Raw genomic sequence first — 22,248 nt, 5'->3', positions numbered from 1 at the left:
CCGAATCCCCGGCGCACCATCGTCGGCGCCCGCCCGGGTCCCCGTCCGGGCTTCGCCCGTTCGTACGACACAAGACCCGTACGACACAAGGCCCTTACGAAGCCTGGCACATGACGGTCCGTCACATTCTGTGCTTACGGGGAGCGGCCCGGGAGAAACGGACCGGCGGCGCCCCGCCCCTCGCACGAGGAGGCTGCGGGCGCCGCCGGGTGAACGATTACGCCGTCAGGCGGGCGATCGCCTCTTCGACGGTCAGTTCCTCGCGCTCGCCGGTGCGGCGGTCCTTCAGCTCCACGACGCCCTCGGCCGAGCGGCGGCCGGCGACCAGGATCGTCGGTACGCCGATGAGCTCCGCGTCGGTGAACTTCACGCCCGGGGAGACGCCGGCACGGTCGTCGACCAGGACGCGGACGCCCGCGGCACCGAGCTTCTCGGAGACGTCGAGCGCCAGCTCGGTCTGGAGGGCCTTGCCCGCGGCGACCACGTGCACGTCGGCGGGAGCGATCTCCTTGGGCCAGCACAGGCCCTGCTCGTCGGCCGACTGCTCGGCCAGCGCGGCGACCGCGCGGGAGACGCCGATGCCGTACGAGCCCATGGTCACGCGGACCGGCTTGCCCTGCTGCCCGAGGACATCGAGGCCGAAGGTGTCGGCGTACTTGCGGCCGAGCTGGAAGATGTGGCCGATCTCGATGGCGCGGTCCATCTTGAGGCCGGTGCCGCATGCCGGGCAGGGGTCGCCCTCTTCCACCACGACGACGTCGAGGTAGTCGTCGACCTCGAAGTCACGGCCGGCCACGACGTTCTTCGCGTGTGTGTTGATCTTGTTGGCGCCGGTGATCCAGGCCGTGCCGGGCGCGACGCGCGGGTCGGCGATGTAGCGGATCTTCTCCAGGCCCTGCGGGCCCACGTAGCCGCGTACGAGATCTTCCCTGCCCTCGAAGTCCTCGGCCGTGACGAGTTCGACGACGGCCGGGGCGAGGTGCTCGCCCAGCTTGCCGAGGTCGACCTCGCGGTCGCCGGGGACACCCACGGCGACGATCTCGCCGTCGACCTTGACCAGCAGGTTCTTCAGGGTCGCGGAGGCGGGCACGCCCAGGTGCTCGGCGAGCGTCTCGATGGTCGGGGTGTCGGGGGTGTCCAGCTCCTCGACCGGGCCGTGCTCCTCGGAGACGGGCGTGAGCTTGAAGGTCACGGCCTCCGTGTTGGCGGCGTAGTCGCAGGCCGGGCAGTCCACGAAGGTGTCCTCACCCGCGGCGGCGGGCGCGAGGAACTCCTCGGAGGCCGAGCCGCCCATGGCGCCGGAGACGGCGGACACGATGCGGTAGTCGAGGCCGATGCGCGCGAAGATCTTCTGGTAGGCCTCGCGGTGCAGCCCGTAGGACTCGGCGAGGCCCTCGTCCGTGATGTCGAAGGAGTACGAGTCCTTCATCTGGAACTCGCGGCCGCGCAGCACGCCGGAGCGCGGACGGGCCTCGTCGCGGTACTTCGTCTGGATCTGGTAGAGCATGACCGGCAGGTCCTTGTACGAGGCCACCTGGTCCTTCACCACCAGGGTGAAGATCTCCTCGTGCGTCGGGCCGAGCAGGTACTCCGCGCCCTTGCGGTCCTTGAGGCGGAAGAGCAGGTCGCCGTACTCCTCCCAGCGTGCCGAAGCCTCGTAGGGCTCCTTGGGCAGCAGGGCCGGGAGGAGGACCTCCTGGGCGCCGATCGCGTCCATCTCCTCGCGGACCACCCGGGAGATGTTGTCGAGGACCTTCTTGCCGAGCGGCAGCCAGGTCCAGATGCCCGCGGCGTTGCGCCGTACGTAGCCGGCGCGGACGAGCAGTTTGTGGCTGAGCGTCTCCGCGTCCGCCGGGTCGTCACGCAATGTCTTGACCATCAAACGGGACATGCGCTGGACCTGGGCCATGATTCTCGACTCCTGCTGCGTAAGGGTGATGTCTGGAGGTTAGCCGGGCAGCGGCCGTCCCCGGAAATCCATTAGGCGTGGCGCAGCGGAAGCGGGGCGCCCATCACGGCGTACGGCTTGGGTGCGCTGGGGAACAGGACCTGCCGCGCGAGGTCCTCGTAGCCGAGGGAGCGGTACAGGCCGCGGGCCGGGCTGTCGAAGTCGATCGCGGAGAGGATCGAGCGGGGTTCGGCCGCGGTGTCCGTGATGGAGGTGATCAGGGCACGGCCCACCCCCCGGTTCTGGAAGCGGGGGTGGACGTGCAGTTCGGTGATCACGAAGGAGTCGTCGAGCCAGCCGTCGTGGCCCCGGCCGCGCAGATACGGTTCGACGACGGTGGACCACCAGTGCGCCCGGTCGTTGGGCATGCCGTAGACGAAGCCGACCAGCCGTCCGTCGGGCGTGGTCGCGCCGAGCGCGTGGGCTCCCGGATAGGTGAGGTGGCGCAGCACGATCTGACGTCGTACGGCGATCTCGTCGGCGCCGAGCCCGAAGGCGAGCGCCTGCACGGCGAGCGCCTCGTCGACGCGCGCGGTGAGATCCAGCGGGCCGATGACCACGTCGTGGGAGTCGCGGGGGCCCTGACCGGGGAAGCGCAGCATGCCGGGAGACTACCTGGCGAACCGTGGGACATGTGAGGTCCCGGCGGGCCCGCGCCGGACGTCAGAACAGGACACTCATGAACGCGCCGACCTCTTGGAACCCGACACGGCGGTACGTCGCCCGCGCCGCCGTGTTGAAGTCGTTGACGTAGAGGCTGACGACCGGGGCGACATCGGCGAGGGCGTAGCGCAGCACGGCCGCCATGCCGGGGGCCGCCACTCCCCGGCCGCGGTACTCGGGGGCCACCCACACGCCCTGGATCTGGCAGGCCTGGCCGGTCGCGGCGCCGATCTCGGCCTTGAAGACGACCTTGCCGTCCTGGTCGAGGCGGGCGAACGACCGGCCGGAGCCGACGAGTTCGGCCACCCGGGCCTGGTAGAGCAGGCCGCCGTCGCCGGCCATCGGCGAGACGCCCACCTCCTCGGTGAACATGGCGACGCAGGCCGGCATGATCGTCTCCATCTCGTCCTTGCGGATGCGGCGGACGAACGGATCCGGGGCGATCTCGGCGGGCAGCCGGTCGGTCACCATCAGCGGCTGGTGGGCGCGGACCTCGCGGGCGGGTCCCCAGCTCGGTTCCAGCAGCCGCCACAGCTGGGCGGTGGATTCGGCGGGCCCGACGATCGAGGAGCAGCGGCGGCCGCCCCTGCGGGCCCGGTCGGCGAAGCCGCGCACGGCGCGCTGGGTGGCGCAGATCGGGACGAGGTTGGCGCCCGCGTAGCAGAGGGACTGCAGCATGCCGTCCTCGTACCAGCCCCACATCTCGCCGCCGAGCCGCCATGGGTCGAGCCCGGCGACCTGTACACGGGAGGCGACGAAAGCGTTCGCCACCGGCTCGCGGCCGAGGACGGCGAGCGCGGCGTCCAGGTCACTCGGTTCGAGGACCCTGGTGGTGGTCTGGGTCAACACGTACGGAGGCCTCACCCTGGGGTCTGCTGATCTCCGCACTGTACCTGGCGCGGTTGTGCCCCGCCCGCCCTCCTGCACGGGCACACCCGGCCGGGACCGGTGCCCACGATCCATCCGCCGGACCGGTCGCCAGGTGCGCGGGGGCTGTCCGCGCAGTTCCCCGCGCACCTGGGAGGCCGGGGAGGGCCAGGGGGCCCGGAGACCCGAGCTGCCTTCCCGGGGTCGCCGGGAACCCTGGCCACCGTGCCCGGGACCCACGTCGGACCTCGGCCGGTCCGGTTCACAGGGAACCCCGGCCGGGCCCTAGGTGTTCTGTCCCGGGAACCCGGGGCGCTTCCCCAGGTTCGCCGGGAACCCGGGTCGGCCAACCAGCCAGCCAGCGATCCACGATGGGCCTAGGCCGGGCCGGGGTTCGCGGGGGCCCGAGTTGGGCCGGTCCGGAGTTCGCACGGAACCTCGACCGGTCCGGGGTTCGCACGGGACCCGGCCGCGCCGGAGGTCGCCGGGAGCCCGGGGTGCCTTCCGGGTTCGCCGGGAACCCGGGCCGGCCGCGACCCGGGATCCAGGTGCGACCTCAACCGGTCCGGAGTCCGCCGGCCGGGCCGGGGTCCGCGGGATCCTGGGGCGGGCCGGGGTCCGCCGGGAGCCCGGCTGCTTCGCCAGGTCCAGGGTCGCCGGGATCCTCGGCCCGTCCGGGGGCGTGCGGGGTGGGGCGCTGTCGGGCTTCAGCCCGCGACGGACACCGACGGTTCGCCGGAGGCGATGCCCTCGGCCTCCATCTGCTCGGCGAGCTTCATCGCCTCCTCGATCAGGGTCTCCACGATCTTCGACTCGGGGACGGTCTTGATGACCTCGCCCTTGACGAAGATCTGGCCCTTGCCGTTGCCGGAGGCGACGCCGAGGTCGGCCTCGCGGGCCTCGCCCGGACCGTTCACGACGCAGCCCATGACGGCGACGCGCAGCGGGACCTCCATGCCGGTGAGGCCCGCGGTGACTTCCTCGGCCAGCTTGTAGACGTCGACCTGGGCGCGGCCGCAGGACGGGCAGGAGACGATCTCCAGGCCGCGCTGCTTGAGGTTCAGCGACTCCAGGATCTGCAGGCCGACCTTGACCTCCTCCACCGGCGGGGCCGACAGGGAGACGCGGATGGTGTCGCCGATGCCCTCGGAGAGCAGGGCGCCGAAGGCGACGGCCGACTTGATGGTGCCCTGGAAGGCGGGACCGGCCTCGGTCACGCCGAGGTGCAGCGGGTAGTCGCAGGCGGCGGACAGCTGCCGGTAGGCGTTGACCATGACGACCGGGTCGTTGTGCTTGACCGAGATCTTGATGTCCCGGAAGTCGTGCTCCTCGAAGAGGGAGGCCTCCCAGAGCGCGGACTCGACCAGCGCCTCGGGCGTCGCCTTGCCGTACTTCTGGAGCAGCCGCTTGTCGAGCGAGCCCGCGTTGACGCCGATCCGGATCGGGGTGCCGGTGTCCTTCGCGGCCCGCGCGATCTCCTTGACCTGGTCGTCGAACTGCTTGATGTTGCCGGGGTTGACGCGGACGGCCGCGCAGCCGGCGTCGATAGCGGCGAAGACGTACTTCGGCTGGAAGTGGATGTCCGCGATGACCGGGATCTGGGACTTCTTGGCGATCGTGGCGAGCGCGTCGGCGTCGTCCTGGGTGGGACAGGCGACGCGCACGATCTGGCAGCCGGAGGCGGTCAGCTCGGCGATCTGCTGAAGCGTGGCGCCGATGTCCGACGTACGCGTGGTCGTCATCGACTGCACCGAGACGGGTGCGTCTCCACCCACGGCCACGGTCCCGACCTGGATCTGCCGGGTCTTCCGGCGCTCGGCCAGCTTGGTCGGAACGGACGGCATGCCGAGAGAAATCGCAGTCATCTGCTGTGCAACCCCAAGTTGTGGATCAAGGTCCCGGGAATCATGGGCTCCGGGCTTCGAGATTACGGTACGGGCGCGCCACCGGGCACATCACGCCCCCGCCCCCAAACCCACTCGATGGAAGGCGGCCGGACACCCAGGGTGCCCGGCCGCCGCCAACGCAGGTTCATCAAGAGATTTTGACCGGGTTGACCACGTCCGCCACGAGTACCAGCAAGGTGAAGCAGACGAAGATTCCGGCCACCACGTAGGCCACCGGCATCAGCTTCGCCACGTCGAACGGACCCGGGTCCGGGCGGCGCAGCACCTTTGCGAGGTTCCGCCGCAGCGACTCCCACAGCGCGCCCGCGATGTGCCCGCCGTCGAGCGGGAGCAGCGGGAGCATGTTGAACAGGAACAGCGAGAGGTTGAACCCGGCGACCAGCAGGAGCATCATCGCGACCTGCTGCGACGCGGGGATGTCCAGGGTGAAGACGTCGCCGCCGATGCGGGCCGCGCCGACCACGCCCATGGGGGAGTCGGCCTTGCGCGGTCCGTCGCCGAAGGCCGCGTTCCACAGGTCGGGCACCTTGCCGGGCAGCGAGACCAGGGACTCGACGCCGTTCTGCATCATGTCGCCCATGCGGTTCACGGACTCGCCGAAGGACTGCTGGACGATGCCGGAGGCGGGCGTGAAGCCGAGGAAGCCGGCGTACACGTACTTGCCCTCGACGTAGCCGCCGTTGCCGTCGGTCTTGCTCACCTGGTTCTTGATCAGGTGGGCCTTCAGCGGGAGCTGCTGCCCCTTGCGCTCGACGGTGATCGTGACGTCCTTGCCGGGGTTGGCCCGGATGGCGGACTGCAGGGCCGACCAGTCGTCGACGGGCTTGCCGTTGAACGCGAGGATCTTGTCGCCGCCCTTGAGGCCCGCGGCCTTGGCGGGCGCCGCCTGGTCGTCCTTGGCGCACTTCGTGCGGTTCTCGCTCTGCTGGATGACGCAGTCCGAGACCTTGCCGACCGTGGTGGTCTGGGTCTGGACACCGAACGTCATCATCACGCCGAGGAAGATCGCGACGGCCAGGACGAGGTTCATGAAGGGGCCGGCGAACATCACGATCACGCGCTTCCACGGCTTGCGCGTGTAGAAGAGGCGCGTCTCGTCGCCGGGCTTCAGTTCCTCGAAGGCCGCCGACCGGGCGTCCTCGATCATGCCCCGGAAGGGGGAGGTCGAGCGGGCCTCGATCCGGCCGTCCGGGCCGGGCGGGAACATGCCGATCATGCGGATGTAGCCGCCGAGCGGAACGGCCTTTATGCCGTACTCGGTGTCACCCTTCCTGCGCGACCAGATGGTCGGGCCGAAGCCGACCATGTACTGCGGCACCCGGATGCCGAAGAGCTTGGCCGTCGACAGATGTCCCAGCTCGTGCCACGCGATCGAGATCAGCAGCCCGAGCACGAAGACGACTATGCCGAGGATCATCATCAGGGTCGTCATGCACGAGCCTCCGCGATTGTCGTCTGTGCCGTCAGTTCACGGGCCCGGGCACGCGCCCAGGTCTCCGCTTCGAGGACGTCCGCGAGGGTCAGGGAAGTTCCCGTACTCGGTGTGCCGTGTTCCTCGACGACCCGGGTGACGGTCTCCATGATCCCGTTGAACGGCAGTGTGCCGTTCAGGAACGCGTCCACGCACTCCTCGTTGGCGGCATTGAACACCGCCGGGGCCGTACCCGCGAGCTGCCCCACGTGCCGGGCGAGCCCCACGGCCGGGAAGGCGTCGTTGTCGAGCGGGAAGAACTCCCAGCTCGACGCCTTCGTCCAGTCGAAGGCGGGAGCCGCGTCCGGGACGCGCTCCGGCCAGCCGATGCCGATGGCGATGGGCCCCCGCATGTCGGGGGGCGTCGCCTGGGCGATCGTCGAGCCGTCCGTGAATTCCACCATCGAGTGGACATACGACTGAGGGTGCACGACCACCTCAATCCGATCGAAGGGAATGTCGTAGAGGAGGTGCGCCTCGATGACTTCGAGTCCCTTGTTGACCAGGGTCGCGGAGTTGACCGTGATGACCGGGCCCATGGCCCAGGTGGGGTGCGCGAGGGCGTCGGCCGGTGCCACGTCCGCCAGCTCGGCCTTCGTACGGCCGCGGAACGGGCCCCCGGAGGCGGTCACGACGAGCTTGCGCACGTCCGCGCGGGTGCCGGAGGCCAGCGCCTGGAACAGGGCGGCGTGCTCGGAGTCGACCGGGATGATCTGGCCCGGCTTGGCCAGCGCCTTGACCAGCGGGCCGCCGACGATGAGCGACTCCTTGTTGGCGAGCGCGAGGGTGCGGCCCGCCTCCAGGGCGGCGAGGGTGGGCGCGAGGCCGATGGAACCGGTGATGCCGTTGAGGACGGTGTGGCAGTCGGAGGCGGCGACCTGGGTGGCCGCCCCGGGTCCGGCGAGGATGTCGGGAAGGGTCTCACCGGGGGCGTAGTGGGTCGCGAGGGCCTCCCTGAGCGCCGGGACGGCGTCCTCGCGCGCGACGGCGACCGTCCGTACCCGCAGTCGGTGGGCCTGCTCCGCGAGCAGGGCGACCCTGCCGCCAGCGGCGGAGAGGGCGGTGACCCGGAACCGGTCGGGGTTGCGCAGCACGAGGTCGATGGCCTGGGTGCCGATCGAGCCGGTGGATCCGAGGATCACGACATCCCGGACTCCGGCCACGGGGTCGAAGACGAGATGCGGATCAGCGAGGGGGGCTGGACTGTCGCTCATCCCCCCATTGTGGCCGCACCGCGTCCGCCGAAGGACAGGGCGTCCCCCATTCCCGCCGCCTCCTGCGCGATTGCCGGTGCGCGGCCGTGTCGAGGGGCCGCCGCCGGGTGCGGACGTCCCGTACGCGCGGCGGTGGGCGGGTGCCGGCCGGCGGGGGTTCCGGCGTGCCAGGCGTCCGTACTGATCCGCAGGTCAGCGCCTGCGGCGGCGTTTGGATCCGGACCTCTGCGGCTTGGGACGGTTCCGCCCGGGCGGCACGTCGGCGGGGCCGTCGGCGGGGCCGGGAACGGGCGGCGCGGGACCGCGCGGCCGTGTGCGGGCGAACGCGCCTTCGACCACACCGTCGGCCGTGTCGAGCGTCGGCGCGGTGAAGAGGAGGCCGTCGCCGCGGTCGCGCCGGTCGAGGGCCTCGGTGGCCGGGGCCGTGGCGTCGAGGTTGAAGACATAGCCGACGGATTCCTCCTTGATCGCGTCGGTCATGGCTCCGTACATGTCGAAGCCCTCGCGCTCGTACTCGATGATCGGCTCGCGGCCGAGCGTCCAGCGCAGGCCGATGCCGTCGCGCAGGTAGTCCATCTCGTAGAGGTGCTCGCGCCATTTGCGGTCGAGGACGGACAGGACGACAAGGCGTTCCAGGTCGCGCAGGGTGTCGGAGCCGAGTTCCGTCTCGCGGTCCTCGTAGCGGGTGCGGATGTCGTCGGTCACCGTCTCGACGACCCGTTCGGTGGTCAGGTCGTTACGGCCGCCGTAGCGGTCCTCCAGGTCCTCGACGGTGATCCCCACGGGGTACAGCTGCCCGAGCACGCCCCACAGCCGCTCCAGGTCCCACTCCTCCGCGAAGCCCTCGCCGGTCTCCTGCTCGGTGTACGCCCGGACGGTGTCCTCCATGAAGTGGACGATCTGTTCGCGCAGGTCCTCGCCGTCGAGGACGCGGCGGCGTTCGGCGTAGATGAGGGTGCGCTGCCGGTTGAGGACCTCGTCGAACTTCAGGACGTCCTTGCGGGACTCGAAGTGCTGCTGCTCCAGCTGTGCCTGGGCGGAGGCGATGGCGCGGGTGACCATCTTGTTCTCGATGGGTACGTCGTCGGGGACGTTCGCCATGGACATCACGCGGTCGACGACGTTGGCCCGGAACAGCCGCATCAGGTCGTCCTCCAGCGAGAGGTAGAAGCGGGAGGCGCCGGGGTCTCCCTGGCGGCCGGAGCGGCCGCGGAGCTGGTTGTCGATGCGCCGTGACTCGTGGCGCTCGGTGCCAAGCACATAGAGGCCGCCGAGTTCCTTGACGTCGTCGTGCTCGGCCGCGACCGCGGAGGTGATCCGGTCGAGCACCCTCCGCTGTTCCTCCGGGTCCGCGTCCTCGCCCGCCTCGGCGAGCGCCATGGCCTCGGGGTTGCCGCCGAGCATGATGTCGGTGCCGCGACCGGCCATGTTGGTGGCGACGGTGACCGCGCCCCGGCGTCCGGCCTGGGCGACGATCTGGGCCTCACGCTGGTGGTTCTTGGCGTTGAGTACCTCGTGCCGGATGCCCTGCCCGCGCAGCAGGGCGGAGAGCAGCTCGGACTTCTCGACGGAGGTGGTGCCGACCAGGACCGGCTGGCCGAGGTCGTGCTTCTCGGCGATGTCGGCGAGGATCGCGGCGTACTTCGCCTCCTCGGTGCGGTAGATCTGGTCGGGGTCGTCGCGCCGGACCATGGGCCTGTTGGTGGGGATCGGGACCACGTGCAGTTGGTAGATCTGGTGGAACTCGGCCGCCTCGGTCATGGCGGTGCCGGTCATGCCGGCGAGCTTGCCGTAGAGGCGGAAGAAGTTCTGGAGGGTGATCGTGGCGAGCGTCTGGTTCTCGTCCTTGATCGTGACGCCTTCCTTGGCCTCGATGGCCTGGTGGAGTCCCTCGTTGTAGCGACGGCCCGCGAGGATGCGGCCGGTGTGCTCGTCGACGATCAGCACCTCGCCGTCCACGACCACGTAGTCCTTGTCCCTCTTGAAGTGCTCCTTCGCCTTGAGGGCGTTGTTGAGGTGACCGATCAGCGGGGTGTGGTCGGACTCGTAGAGGCTGTCGATGCCGAGCTGGTCCTGGAGGTACTCGACGCCGGTGTCCAGGATCGACACCGTGCGGGTCTTCGGGTCGTACTCGTAGTCGTGCCGCATCCGCAGTTCGGCGAGGCGGTCCTTGTCGGCCTGCGTGGTGAACTGCTCCTCCTGCACGCGTACGCCCCTCATGTGCTGGGCGAACGCGGCGAAGGCCTCGTACCAGTGCGTGGGCTGGTCGGCCGGGCCGGAGATGATCAACGGGGTGCGCGCCTCGTCGATGAGGATCGAGTCGGCCTCGTCGACGATCGCGAAGTGGTGGCCGCGCTGGACGAGTTCGTCCAGTGACCAGGCCATGTTGTCGCGCAGATAGTCGAAGCCGAACTCGGTGTTGGTGCCGTAGGTGATGTCGCAGGCGTACTGGGCACGGCGTTCGGCGGGAGTCGACTCCGTCCTGACGACGCCGACGGTCAGGCCGAGGAAGCGGTACGCGCGCCCCATCCACTCGGCGTCCCGCCGGGCCAGGTAGTCGTTGACCGTGACGAGGTGGACTCCCTTGCCGGAGAGGGCGTTGAGATACACCGGCAGGGTGCCGACGAGGGTCTTCCCCTCGCCGGTCTGCATCTCGGCGATGTTGCCGAGATGCAGCGCCGCTCCGCCCATGACCTGTACGTCGAAGTGGCGCATGCCGAGGACGCGGCGGGCTGTCTCACGCATCGCCGCGAAGGCCTCCGGCAGCAGGTCGTCGAGGCTCTCACCGGCGGCGTGCCGTTCCTTGAACTCCGGTGTGAGTGCCTGGAGTTCCTCGTCGGTCAGCGCCCTGAATTCTTCCTCCAGGGAGCCGACCTGCGCGGCGAGCCGTTCGAGGCGGTGCAGCATCCGGCCCTCGCCCGCCCGCATGATCCTGCCGGTGATGGCGTCGAGCCCTTTTCCTGGCATGGGAATTCCCTCGCAGTCCGGCGCGGTCGATGCCGGGGAAAACCGCGAGGCGTCTCGGTGGAGTTCCCCGTTCGCCGTTGCGTTCATTGTCGGCGCCCTGCCGCGGCGCGGCAAGCAGCGCGGTGGCGGACGGGGTCCGTGGGCGTCACCGGGACGATCGTCAGCGAATGGGCCGGTGGACGTTCTCCCGGGTGCTCGCGCCGGGTGTGGCGTCGGCGATCCAGGGGCCTTCGCCGGACGGGTCGAGGACCCCTTCCTCCAGCCAGGTGTAGGTGCCGGACAGGACGCCCTTGACGACCTTGCGGTCGAGGTCGTCGGTGTTGGTCCACAGGCGTCCGAAGAGCTCGTCGACGCGGATACGGGACTGGCGGCAGAAGGCGTCGGCGAGCTGGTAGGCCTCGCGGCCGTGTTCCCCTGTGCCGCGCAGGTGTTCGGCCCGTACACAGGCCGCGCTCATCGCGAAGAGTTCGGCGCCGATGTCGACGATCCGGCCCAGGAAGCCCTGTTTGGTCTCCATGCGGCCCTGCCAGCGCGACATCGCGTAGAAGGTGGACCGGGCGAGTTTGCGGGCGCCGCGCTCGACGTAGCGCAGATGCGTCGAGAGGTCCACGTCGTGGTCGAACTCGCTGTACGAGCGTGGGAGTTGCCCGGCTCCCGTGACGAGCTTCGGCAGCCACTTGGCGTAGAAGACACCGGCGTTCGCGCCGGCCTTCGCCTTCTCCGAGAGGGACTTGTCGGGGTCGATGAGGTCCCCGGCCACGGAGAGATGGGCGTCGACCGCCTCCCGGGCGATCAGCAGATGCATGATCTCCGTGGAGCCCTCGAAGATGCGGTTGATGCGCAGGTCGCGCAGGACCTGTTCGGCGGGGACGGCTCGCTCGCCGCGGGCCGCCAGCGACGCGGCCGTCTCGAAGCCTCGGCCGCCGCGGATCTGGACCAGTTCGTCGGCCATCAGACAGGCCATCTCGGAGCCGTAGAGCTTGGCGAGGGCGGCCTCGATGCGGATGTCGTTGCGGTTCTCGTCGGCCATCTGCGACGACAGGTCGAGCACGGCTTCGAGGGCGAAGGTGGTGGCCGCGATGAAGGAGATCTTGGAGCCGACGGCCTCGTGGAAGGCGACGGGCTTGCCCCACTGCTCGCGCACCGCCGACCACTCGCGGGCGATCTTCAGGCACCACTTGCCGGCGCCCACGCACATGGCGGGCAGCGAGAGGCGGCCGGTGTTGAGGGTGGTGAGGGCGATCTTGAGGCCCGCCCCCTCCGGTCCGATGCGGTTCGCGGCCGGCACCCGCACCCGGTGGAGGCGGGTGACGCCGTTCTCCAGGCCGCGCAGGCCCATGAACGCGTTGCGGTTCTCGACCGTGACGCCCTCCGAGGCGGCTTCCACCACGAAGGCCGTGATGCCGCCCTTGTGGCCCTCGGACTTCGGGACGCGCGCCATGACGACGAGGAGATCCGCGACGACGCCGTTGGTCGTCCACAGTTTCACCCCGTCGAGGATGTAGTCGTCGCCCTCCGGCACGGCGGTCGTGGCGAGCCGGGCGGGGTCGGAGCCGACGTCCGGTTCGGTGAGCAGGAAGGCGGAGATGTCGGTGCGGGCGCAGCGCGGCAGGAAGGTGTCGCGCTGTTCCTGGGTGCCGAAGAGTTTCAGCGGCTGCGGTACGCCGATCGACTGATGGGCGGAGAGCAGGGCGCCGAGCGCCGGGTTCATGGAGCCGACCAGGGCGAGGGCCTTGTTGTAGTACACCTGGGTGAGGCCGAGCCCGCCGTACTTGGTGTCGATCTTCATGCCGAGGGCGCCGATTTCCTTGAGCCCGGTGATGGTCTCGTCCGGGATCCGCGCCTCTCGCTCGATCCGGGCGGAGTCGATCTTCGTCTCGCAGAAGTCGCGCAGTTTGGCCAGGAACTCCTCGCCGCGCTGGGTGTCCTCGTCGGCCGGGAGCGGGTGCGGGTGGATGAGGTCGAGCCGGAAGCGGCCGAGGAAGAGTTCCTTGGCGAAGCTGGGTTTCTGCCAGCCTTGTTCGCGCGCGGCCTCGGCGACCTGTCGGGCCTCACGTTCGGTGACTGTGGGCTGGTGGGGTGTTGCGGACATGAGGCTCACCTCGCCGCGAATAGGGATCTTGGGGCTGTTCGTTACCGAACGGTTCTACTCGATCGTATTTACCTGATTCCGGTTGACCCCACCAGTCCTCGCGCAGCGTTCGGCCCAATGGCCGCCGCCCGGAACCCCGGCCGGCACCGCCGCCCACCCGGGCCCGCACCCGCGCTCCCACCCACCGGGACGGCCATGGTCGGCGGTGTTGCGCCGGAGGCCCCTTCCGGGGGACGGTCCGGGTACGCCGGCCAGGGGCCGCGGCACGATCGCGAGAACGCTGAACCGCGTTAAGGAATTTCGTTGTCGAAGCGCTTCGACAACCTATGGACACCATTCCTCCACCGGGCTAATGTCGAGCCACCCTCACTCGCCCCTATCCGTACCGCGCGCACTGTCGAAGCGCTTCACAAAGCTTGGAGAGCTGGATGGTCACCCTCGCCGAGGTCGCCCAGCACGCCGGAGTCTCTGCGAGCACGGTGAGCTATGTCCTCAGCGGCAAGCGGTCCATCTCCGCGAACACCCGGCAGCGGGTCGAGCGGAGCATCCAGGAGCTCGGCTACCACCCGAACGCGGGCGCCCGCGCCCTGGCGAGCAGCCGGTCCAACATCATCGCGCTGATGGTTCCGCTCCGCACCGACATGTACGTACCCGTGATGATGGAGATCGCCATCGCGGTGGCCACGAACGCCCGGACCCACGGCTACGACGTCCTGCTGCTCACCGGCGAGGAGGGGCCGGACGCGGTGCGCCGGGTCACCGGCAGCGGGCTCGCCGACGCCATGATCCTGATGGACGTCGAACTCGACGACGAGCGGATGCCGTTGCTTCGCGAGACGGACCAGCCGTCCGTGCTCATCGGCCTGCCCGCCGACACCACCGGCCTGACCTGCGTCGACCTCGACTTCGGGGCGACGGGCGCGCTGTGCGCCGAGCATCTGGCGCTGCTCGGCCACCGTGACATCGCTGTCATCGGCGAGGCGCCCGCCGTCTACGAGCGGCACACCGGCTTCGCCGAACGCACGCTCGACGGACTCCGTTCCCGTTCGAGGGAGTTGGGGCTGCGCGTACTGCACCGGCCCTGCGAGGGCGGCTATGACGCGATGGCCCTCACCCTCGCCCGCATCCTCGACGAACGGCCGGGCACCACGGGCTTCGTCGTACAGAACGAGTCCGCCGTCGAACCGCTGCTCGCGCTGCTGCGCCGGGAGGGCCGTGCCGTGCCCGAGGACGTGTCGGTGATCGCGATCTGCCCGGACCAGGTCGCCACCCAGGCCTCGGTGCGGCTGACCTCGGTCGCCATCCCCGCGCAGGACATGGGCCGGCACGCCGTCGAGCACCTGATCGCCAAGCTCGAAGGGCGCGGCAAGGACGAAGTCGTACTGATCGCACCGGAGTTGACGGTACGGGCGAGCACGGGGCCGGCGCCGGCCGCTCCCTGACCCGGCTCCTCGACGGGCGCCCGCCTTCCGGGCCGCCTTCTCGGACCCCGTGACCCCGCCGGGGCACGCCGCTGTCCGCACGCTCTCTCAGCACCGCCCCGACCCCACCACCGTGTCCGCACCCCCGCACGCTTCTCCACCCGTACTCGCCGCCCGCACCCCGCCACACCCCAGCCACACCCCAGCAGGCACTCCCTGTCTGCACTCCCCGTCTGCACTCCTTCGTGTCTGCACTCCTTCGTGTCTGCACTCCTTCGTGTCTGCGCACCTTCATGTCCGCACTCCTTCAGGAGCACCCACGTGAATCAGTCCGCCGAAACCCAGCCCCAGGTCAGCCTCGCGCAGTCCTCCCCGACCGTCGGAACGTTCCGTGAGCGTGACGACGCGCTGGAGTGGAGCGGCCGCACGGAGACCGTCCGGATCGAGCCATGGGGCCCGGACGCGGTCCGGGTCCGGGCGCGTCTCGGCGGTCCCGTGCTCGACGGCCTGCCCGGCGCCCTGCTCGACGAGCCGGAGGCCGCCGCGAGCACGCTCGAACTCCGCGACGGCGCGGGCATGTTGACGGTCGGCGCGCTGACCGTCGAGGTGAGCGCCGAAGGGCTGGTCCGCTTCACCCGCACCGAAGACGGCGGTGAACTCCTCGCCGAGGAACGCGCCCACTTCTGGTGGCCCGGCTCGCGGCTGTACACCCCCACAGGCAACGGCCACCACCGGCTGGAACAGCGATTCGCCGCGTACGACGGCGAGAAGCTGTACGGCCTGGGGCAGCACCAGCACGGACTGTTCGACCAGAAGGGCGCGGTCCTGGACCTGATCCAGCGCAACGCCGAGGTCACCATTCCGGTCCTCACCTCCAGCCGCGGCTACACCCTCCTGTGGAACAGCCCGGCCATCGGCCGGGTGGAGCTCGCGGGCAACGGCACGCGCTGGGTCGCCGACTCGGCCCGCCAGATCGACTACTGGATCACCGCGGGCACTCCGGCCGACGCCCAGCGCCGCTACAGCGCCGCGACCGGCCGTACGCCGATGCTGCCGGAGTGGGCGGCCGGCTTCTGGCAGTGCAAGCTGCGCTACCGAACGCAGGACGAACTCCTGGACGTGGCAAGGGAGTACGAGCGCCGAGGCCTGCCGCTTTCGGTCATCGTCTGCGACTTCTTCCACTGGACCCACCTCGGCGACTGGAAGTTCGACCCGGCCGAGTGGCCCGACCCGGCCGCCATGCAGGCCGAACTCGCCTCTCTCGGCGTCAAACTGGTCGTGTCCGTCTGGCCGTCCGTCTCGCCGCTCTCCGAGAACCACCGGCTCATGGAGCAGCGGGGCTACTTCATCGGCACCGAGTACGGACCGATGGCGCACGCCGACTGGCCGGACAAGCAGGTCGCCTCCACGGTGCAGGTGGCGTTCTACGACGCCACGAACCCCGAGGCGCGCGACTTCCTGTGGTCGCGGGTGAAGGACAACTACCTCGACCCGTACGGCATCTCCGCGTTCTGGCTGGACGCCTGCGAACCGGAGCTGAAGCCGGGCTTCTCCGAGAACCTCCGCTACCACGCGGGCCCGGGACTCGAAGTGGGCAACCTCTACCCGCGCGAGAACGCCCGCACGTTCTACGAGGGCCTGCGCGCGGCCGGGGAGACCGAGATCGTCTCCCTCAACCGCTCGGCCTGGGCGGGCAGTCAGCGCTACGGGGCCGCGCTGTGGTCGGGCGACATCGGAACCGACTTCGCGACCCTGCGCCGCCAGATCGCCGCGGGCCTCAACACCGCTCTGTCCGGCATCCCCTGGTGGAACACCGACATCGGCGGCTTCCACGGCGGAGACCCGGACGACCCCGCGTACCGCGAGGTCATGGTCCGCTGGTTCCAGTTCGGCGCGCTGTCCCCGCTGATGCGGCTGCACGGCTTCCGCGACCCGGGCCTGCCGCTCGGCCCCGCCATGACCGGTGGCCCGAACGAGGTCTGGTCGTACGGCGAGGAGGCCGGCGCCGTCATGGAGAAGTACCTGAGGCTGCGCGAGCGGCTGAAGCCGTATCTCCTGGACGTCATGCGGGAGGCCCACGAGGAGGGGCTGCCGGTGATGCGTCCGCTGCTCCTGGAGTTCCCGGCCGACCAGGCGGCCTGGTCGGTGGACGACGCCTATCTCCTCGGCCCGGACCTGCTGGTCGCGCCGGTCCTCACCGCGGGCGCGACGGCCCGTACGGCGTACCTCCCGGCGGGCGCGCGCTGGACGGACGCGTGGACCGGGAAGGCGTACGAAGGGGGCGCGGCCGTCACGGTCGACGCGCCGCTGGACCGGATCCCGCTGTTCCTGCGGGACGGCGCGCGGCTGCCCGTGGCCGGGTAGGGCCTGTCCGGGACGGGTGCGGCCGGTCCCCGCGAGGGACCGGCCGCACCGTCAGACCCCGGTCAGCTGCTGCTGACCGTCAGGTTGTTGGTGGTGAAGTCGAGACCGCCCGCGGACGAGGTGATCTCGAAGCCGAACTGCACGTCTCCGATGGTCGCGCCGCTCGACATCCAGGCCTTGGTGTTCGCGATCCACTTCAGGATCGGCAGGATGTTGACGGTGCCGGAGGTGGAGTCCGAGGTGCGCAGGAACGAGAAGACGTCGTTCGCGCCGTTGTTGCCCTTGTAGACGGTCCAGGTGTTGCCGTTCAGCGTGAGCGTGCCCTGCGAGGTGCCGAGCGCGCCGACGGCGCCGTTGTAGTTGACCCAGAGCATGATCTCGTGGGCGTAGCCGGTGTCCCAGATGTCGTACGAGGTGTCGTACGCGCCGGAGGACGGGACGGTGACGTTGTAGGTGCTGGTGAGGGTGGACAGCGCCGAGATCGTCTTGCCCACGTACTTCTTGGAGTTGGGGTAGGACTTGATGCCGCCGGTGTTGGGGTGGTCGGCCCAGACTCCCCAGTTGGTGCCGGAGTTGGCCCAGATGCACTGGCTGCCCGCGCCGGAGCCCCAGATGTCGTTGTAGAGCGTGTACCCGTTGAGGGTGGTGCTGCCCCACTGGTCGCAGGAGGACCAGACGGCGGCCTGGGCGGGGGCCGAGGCGAGGCCGATCGTCGCGCCGAGCGCGAGCGCGGGGGCGACGAGGGCCTTGGTGATCCTGTTCAGCGTGCGAAGTGCCATGGGGTCCCTTCCATGGGTGGGGGAGAGTGCGGGTGTCTACCGCGGCCCCAGGGTGAGGACGCGGTCTTCTCCGGCGCTCAGTGAGAGCGGTCGCGCGCCGGTGGAAGTCTGGAGTTCGACGCGGCAGGTGCGGCCCGGCCGCAGCACGGCGGTGGCGCCGTCGGGGGTCCAGGTGAGGTCGGCCGTCGCGCCGAACCTCGTTCGGATGCCGCGGAGTTCGCCGCTCGGGAGGCCTGCGGGAAGGGCGGGGAGCAGGACGAGCCGCTCCGGTGTGGACTGGATCAGCGTCTCGACGAGCACCGCGGGCAGGGTGTGGGCGGCGTCGGCGTTGTAGACGTGCCGGTTCGGGTAGTGGCCGCTCATCAGGGAGACGTGGAAGAAGTCCCCGGCCAGGACGTTGTCGAGGGCGGCGGCCACGCGTGTCGCGTCCCGCAGCCGGGCGGCCACCAGGGCGTGGTGGAGGTGGCCGTGCGCCGAGTCGTTCTCGGCTCCGCGCAGTTCGAGGGCGCGATGCGCCGCAGCGGCGAGCTCGGGGGTGTCGTAGGGGTTGATCTCGTCGAGCGGCCAGACACCGTAGAGGTGGCTGAGGTGCCGGTGGTCGTAGGTGTCGTCGAGTCCTGGGCGGGCCCACTCGGCCAGTGCGCCCTCGGCGTTGACCCGGTGCGGCGGCAGCCGGTCCGCGAGCGCGAGCCAGCGCTCGGCGTCGGGCCCCGGGTGGTAATCGGCGGCCGTGCGCAGGGCGTGCCGGGCCGCCGAGAGGTCCATGGCGGCGTTGACGGTGACCCAGCTCGCGTTCGCGGGCCGGTTCTCCGGGGAGTAGGACGGCACGATCACCAGGTGGCCGTCGTCGTCGGTCCGGGTGAGGAAGTCCTCGTAGAAGAGGGCGACTTCGGCGAGTACGGCGGCGAGGCGGGGGTCGCGTTCGCCGCGGATCTGGTCGTGGTCCACGAGAGGCTTGAGGAGCCAGTCGGCGCCGGCGGTCCACACATGCAGCGGGTAGGCGTGGCTGAGGTGGTAGATGTGGCCGGACTCGCCGTCGGTGTGCGCGGGGGCCACGATGCCGCGTGCGCCGAAGACCGCTCGCGCGTTGTCCCGCCAGTGCGGCAACTGGCCGTGGATCAGGGCCGCGTGCGCCTCGGTGACCTCGGGGAGCGCGGTGGCGGCGGCCGACGCGGTCTGCAGATTGAGGTTGGCGTCCGTGGTGAACGCCCCGGACCAGGCGGTGTCCCAGTCGCCGGTCCAGAGCCCGGTCAGCCGGGGCGGCAGGGTCCCGGCCGCGGAGAGCAGGTGGTGACGGCCGGCGGCGAAGAGCCGCTCCAGAAGGGCGGGGCTCTTCGGGCGCCGGATCAGCTCCGATCCGGGCAGGGCTCGTTCGGCGGGATCGGCGTGCAGGTCGAGGGTGACGCGGAGGTAGGCGGTGCGGTGCAGGGTGGTGTGGCGGGCGAGCAGACGGGCGTAGGCGTGCTCGATGTCCTCGTGGCCGCGGCCGGCCCCGGGCAGGAGCTCCCGCAGCGCGCGGACCTCGGCGAGGGCGTCCAGTTCGCCCGGGTGTCTGCGTACCCGGGTGAGCAGCAGCATCGAGCGGGCGCCCTCGACCCGTACGCCGGGAAGGGCGGGACGGGTCCGGCCGTCGGTCACGAGGAGCGTGACCCCGGTGTACGCCAGGTCGCTGCCCGGGTAGCGGGCGCGCAGCGTGAGGAGGGCGCCCTCGGGGGTGCGGACGGCTCCGTGTCCCACCGCCAGGCCGACGGGCACTCCCGGCAGCCGGTGGTCGAGTGTCACCTCGGCCGCGAGGTCGGGGGCGGTCACGTACTGCGCGATCACGTCGTCGGCGCGCGAGACGAAGACCTCGCTGCGCCGGTCGGCGCACACGGCGCGGACGGCCCCGGTGATGAAGTCGGCCTCGCGCCGGTAGGCACGCCAGTCCTCGGCGGGGCGGCGCGCACCATCCGGATGCGCGAGGTCACCAGGGCGGCGCAGCCGCACCTGGAACGCCGGGTGGAAGGGCTGCACCCACAGCAGCGGCCGGCCGTCGGTGAAGTCCTCCCCCGCGTTCACGTCTCCGGCGAGCAACCGGTCCTGTACGTCGGCGAGGCGGGCGGCGAGCTCGGGCGGGCGGGCGTCCGCGCTGCCGTTCGGACGGACCAGACGGTGATGATTGACGATCACCCGGTCGTCGTTCGGATCACCGAACACCATGGCACCGTGTGTGCCGTTCCCGCTCAGGAAGGTGTCCTCCCAGCGGGCCGCGGGCCGGGGCTCCCACGTGCCGTGGACGGGGGCGGCGCCACGGCCGCCGTCCGTCCGGGTGCCGGCTGCGCCTTCGCCTCGGGCGGCTGCGCTGCCGGTGCCGTCGGAACCGGTGCGGGTGGAGTGGGCGTCGGCGTGAGCCTTGTCCGTCATGGGGCGAGCACCACCGCTCCGTAGCGCTCCAGTCGTACGGAGTCGAGCGCGGGTGGGCCGCCGAGCAGGTCGCGATGGCCACCGGGGACCTCGACGGTCACCGGGTCCCGCCCGTGGTTGAGCAGGAAGAGGAGTTCGCCGCGGCGGACGGCCTCCACCCCGTCGGGCAGCCCGTCGAGCTCCGGACGGACGCCGGCGCCGTCCGCCGCCTTCGCCAGCAGTTCGCGCAGGGCGGCCGGTTCGGGGAGGGTGGAGAGGTAGCGGGCGGTGCCCTTGCGGAGCACGGCGGGCAGTCCGTCCAACTCGCCGCCCCGGTAGCGGGTCTCGACGACCGCCGTGCCGTCGGGTTCGATCTCCTCGGACCAGAGCGTGCCCCGGAAGCCGTCGCAGGCGGCGGTCTCCTCCGCGTCCAGCGGCCACCACTCGTGCAGCGTGCGGATGCCGAACAGCTCGCGCAGCCGCTCGTCCATGCCGCCCGGCCGCACCCGGTCGTCCTCGTCGGCGACGCCCGTGAGGAAGCCGCAGACGAGCGTCCCGCCCGATCGCGCATAGGCAACAAGGTTGTCGATCGCCGTGTCCGTGAGGAGGTACAGCTGGGGCACGACGACCATCCGGTACGCGCGGAGGTCGTGCTCGGGATGCGCGAACGCGGTGGTGAGGTGGGCCTCCCACAGGGCGCGGTGCCAGGCCCGTACGACTTCCGCGTAGTCGTTCTCCGAGGACAGCCGGCCGTCGTGCGCCCCCGCCCACCAGGAGTTCCAGTCGTGCAGGACCGCGATGTCCGACGTGACGTGACTGTCTGTCACATGCTCGCCGAGAAGGGCGAGTTCGGCGCCGATCCGCTTGATCTCCCGGAAGGTGCGGCCCCGTTCCCCCGCGTGGCCGATCATCCCCGAGTGGAACTTCTCGGCGCCCTGCCGGGACTGCCGCCACTGGAAGTAGCAGACGGCGTCGGCGCCGCGCGCCACCGCCTGGAGCGACCACAGCCGGTTCAGTCCGCGCGGCTTGGGATGGTTCACACCGCGCCAGTTGACGGCTCCGGCCGCCTGCTCCATGAGCATCCAGGGACCGCCCCCGGCCTGCGAGCGCGTCATGTCCTGGATGAGCGCGCCGTTCTGGGCGCCGAGGGGGTCGCGCGGGTCCGGATAGATGTCGACGGAGACGACGTCCTCCTCCGCGGCCCACCGCCAGGCGTCCTGTCCGGCCCACATCGGCATGAAGTTGCTGGTCACCGGAGTGTGCGGGCTGTGGCGGCGCACGATGTCCCGCTCGGCGACGTAACACTCCAGGAGCATGTCGGAGGTGAACCGCTTGAAGTCCAGGACGTGCGTCGGGTTCCTCATGTAGTGGGCGTGACGTGGCGGGATCACCTCGTGCCAGCCGTCGTAGCCCTGGCCCCAGAAGGCCGTTCCCCAGGCCGTGTTGAGGGCCTCGACGGTTCCGTACCGGTCCTGGAGCCAGCGCCGGAAGGCGGCGGCGGCCTCGTCGCCGTAGTCGAAGGTGCAGTACTCGTTGTTGATGTGCCACATCGTGAGAGCGGGGTGGCTCCCGTAGCGGGTGGCCAGGTCCTCGGTGATGGCGGCGGCGCAACGGCGGTATACGGCGCTGGAGTGCGAGAAGTGCTGCCGCGATCCCCACCATTCGGTGCGGCCGTCCTCGTCCCGGGGCAGCGTCTCGGGGTGCAGCCGGCCCATCCAGGGGGGCGGCGAGGAGGTGGGGGTGGCGAGCACGACGCCGATGCCGTGCTCGTGCATCAGGTCCATCAGCCGGTCCAGCCAGCCGAACTCCCGTGATCCCGGGCGTGGTTCCAGTCTGGCCCAGGAGAAGACCCCGAGGGTGACGGAGTTGACGCCGGCCTCCTTCATGAGCCGGACGTCCTCGTGCCAGGTCTCCTCGGGCCACTGCTCGGGGTTGTAGTCCCCGCCGAACAGAACGCGGCCCCGGGTGGCGTCGCTCAGACTCGGCCGCCCGGGCTCCGGGCCGGTTCCTCGGGGCGTGCGCATGACCTACCTCGATCGGGGTGAGGAGTGTGGATCGCCGCGGCCGACCGCTGGTCAGGAGCAGGTCGGCCGCGGCGGGCTTGGGGCGGCGGAGCAGGGCCCGTACGGAGGAACACGAAGGTACGGAGAGGTGCGGAGGGCGCGGAGGGCCG

General features: G+C 70.7%; 13 protein-coding genes. 2 read left to right on the top strand and 11 right to left on the bottom strand.

Translation table 11 applies throughout. The features are described 5' to 3' along the window. Positions 1-217: 217 nt before the first annotated feature. From ACFYW8_RS27940 to ACFYW8_RS27905, 8 genes are all read right to left on the bottom strand, one after another. Positions 218-1,909: a proline--tRNA ligase gene (locus ACFYW8_RS27940; RefSeq protein ID WP_389081992.1), complete on the bottom strand. Its 1,692-nt coding sequence runs from the start codon at positions 1,907-1,909 to the stop codon at positions 218-220. Between the two features lie 71 nt (positions 1,910-1,980). Next, positions 1,981-2,550, bottom strand: a complete 570-nt coding sequence (locus ACFYW8_RS27935; RefSeq protein ID WP_389081988.1) for a GNAT family N-acetyltransferase — start codon at positions 2,548-2,550, stop codon at positions 1,981-1,983. Between the two features lie 61 nt (positions 2,551-2,611). Continuing rightward, positions 2,612-3,460 (bottom strand): GNAT family N-acetyltransferase, encoded by an 849-nt coding sequence (locus ACFYW8_RS27930; protein ID WP_389081983.1) that lies wholly within the window; start codon positions 3,458-3,460, stop codon positions 2,612-2,614. A gap of 725 nt (positions 3,461-4,185) precedes the next feature. Beyond that, positions 4,186-5,343 carry a flavodoxin-dependent (E)-4-hydroxy-3-methylbut-2-enyl-diphosphate synthase gene (ispG, locus tag ACFYW8_RS27925; protein ID WP_355842137.1) on the bottom strand — a complete coding sequence of 386 codons (1,158 nt, stop codon included), beginning with the start codon at positions 5,341-5,343 and terminating at the stop codon, positions 4,186-4,188. A gap of 169 nt (positions 5,344-5,512) precedes the next feature. Beyond that, entirely contained in the window at positions 5,513-6,817 is a 1,305-nt protein-coding gene (locus ACFYW8_RS27920) for a M50 family metallopeptidase (protein WP_389081975.1), read from the bottom strand. After that, positions 6,814-8,070 carry a 1-deoxy-D-xylulose-5-phosphate reductoisomerase gene (gene dxr / locus ACFYW8_RS27915; protein ID WP_389081970.1) on the bottom strand — a complete coding sequence of 419 codons (1,257 nt, stop codon included), beginning with the start codon at positions 8,068-8,070 and terminating at the stop codon, positions 6,814-6,816. Before dxr ends, ACFYW8_RS27920 begins: the two co-directional genes overlap by 4 nt. A gap of 192 nt (positions 8,071-8,262) precedes the next feature. Then, positions 8,263-11,037: a preprotein translocase subunit SecA gene (secA, locus tag ACFYW8_RS27910; RefSeq protein WP_389081965.1), complete on the bottom strand. Its 2,775-nt coding sequence runs from the start codon at positions 11,035-11,037 to the stop codon at positions 8,263-8,265. 160 nt (positions 11,038-11,197) lie between these two features. Then, on the bottom strand, positions 11,198-13,129 hold the full coding sequence (locus ACFYW8_RS27905) for an acyl-CoA dehydrogenase family protein (RefSeq protein WP_365873394.1): 1,932 nt from the start codon (positions 13,127-13,129) through the stop codon (positions 11,198-11,200). Between the two features lie 428 nt (positions 13,130-13,557). Here ACFYW8_RS27905 and ACFYW8_RS27900 point away from each other — a divergent pair, with 428 nt between their 5' ends. Beyond that, complete coding sequence (locus ACFYW8_RS27900) at positions 13,558-14,571, top strand: LacI family DNA-binding transcriptional regulator (RefSeq protein WP_365873392.1); 1,014 nt, start codon at positions 13,558-13,560, stop codon at positions 14,569-14,571. A 300-nt stretch (positions 14,572-14,871) separates the two neighbouring features. Then, positions 14,872-16,914 (top strand): TIM-barrel domain-containing protein, encoded by a 2,043-nt coding sequence (locus ACFYW8_RS27895; protein ID WP_389081955.1) that lies wholly within the window; start codon positions 14,872-14,874, stop codon positions 16,912-16,914. A 62-nt stretch (positions 16,915-16,976) separates the two neighbouring features. Here ACFYW8_RS27895 and ACFYW8_RS27890 read toward each other — a convergent pair whose 3' ends face one another. Genes ACFYW8_RS27890 through ACFYW8_RS27880 form a run of 3 tightly spaced genes read right to left on the bottom strand, consistent with a single transcriptional unit; the run spans position 16,977 to position 22,099 of the window. Beyond that, positions 16,977-17,693, bottom strand: a complete 717-nt coding sequence (locus tag ACFYW8_RS27890; protein ID WP_389081952.1) for a hypothetical protein — start codon at positions 17,691-17,693, stop codon at positions 16,977-16,979. A gap of 36 nt (positions 17,694-17,729) precedes the next feature. Then, entirely contained in the window at positions 17,730-20,096 is a 2,367-nt protein-coding gene (locus ACFYW8_RS27885) for a glycoside hydrolase N-terminal domain-containing protein (protein WP_389081948.1), read from the bottom strand. After that, on the bottom strand, positions 20,093-22,099 hold the full coding sequence (locus ACFYW8_RS27880; protein WP_389081944.1) for a beta-galactosidase: 2,007 nt from the start codon (positions 22,097-22,099) through the stop codon (positions 20,093-20,095). The genes ACFYW8_RS27885 and ACFYW8_RS27880 overlap by 4 nt, the downstream gene beginning before the upstream one ends. Positions 22,100-22,248 lie beyond the last annotated feature (149 nt).

It is taken from the genome of Streptomyces sp. NPDC002742 (assembly GCF_042888885.1).
GTDB lineage: Bacteria > Actinomycetota > Actinomycetes > Streptomycetales > Streptomycetaceae > Streptomyces.
Note: the sequence above shows the minus strand (reverse complement) of the source record. Positions and strands in the feature narration are given on the sequence as shown.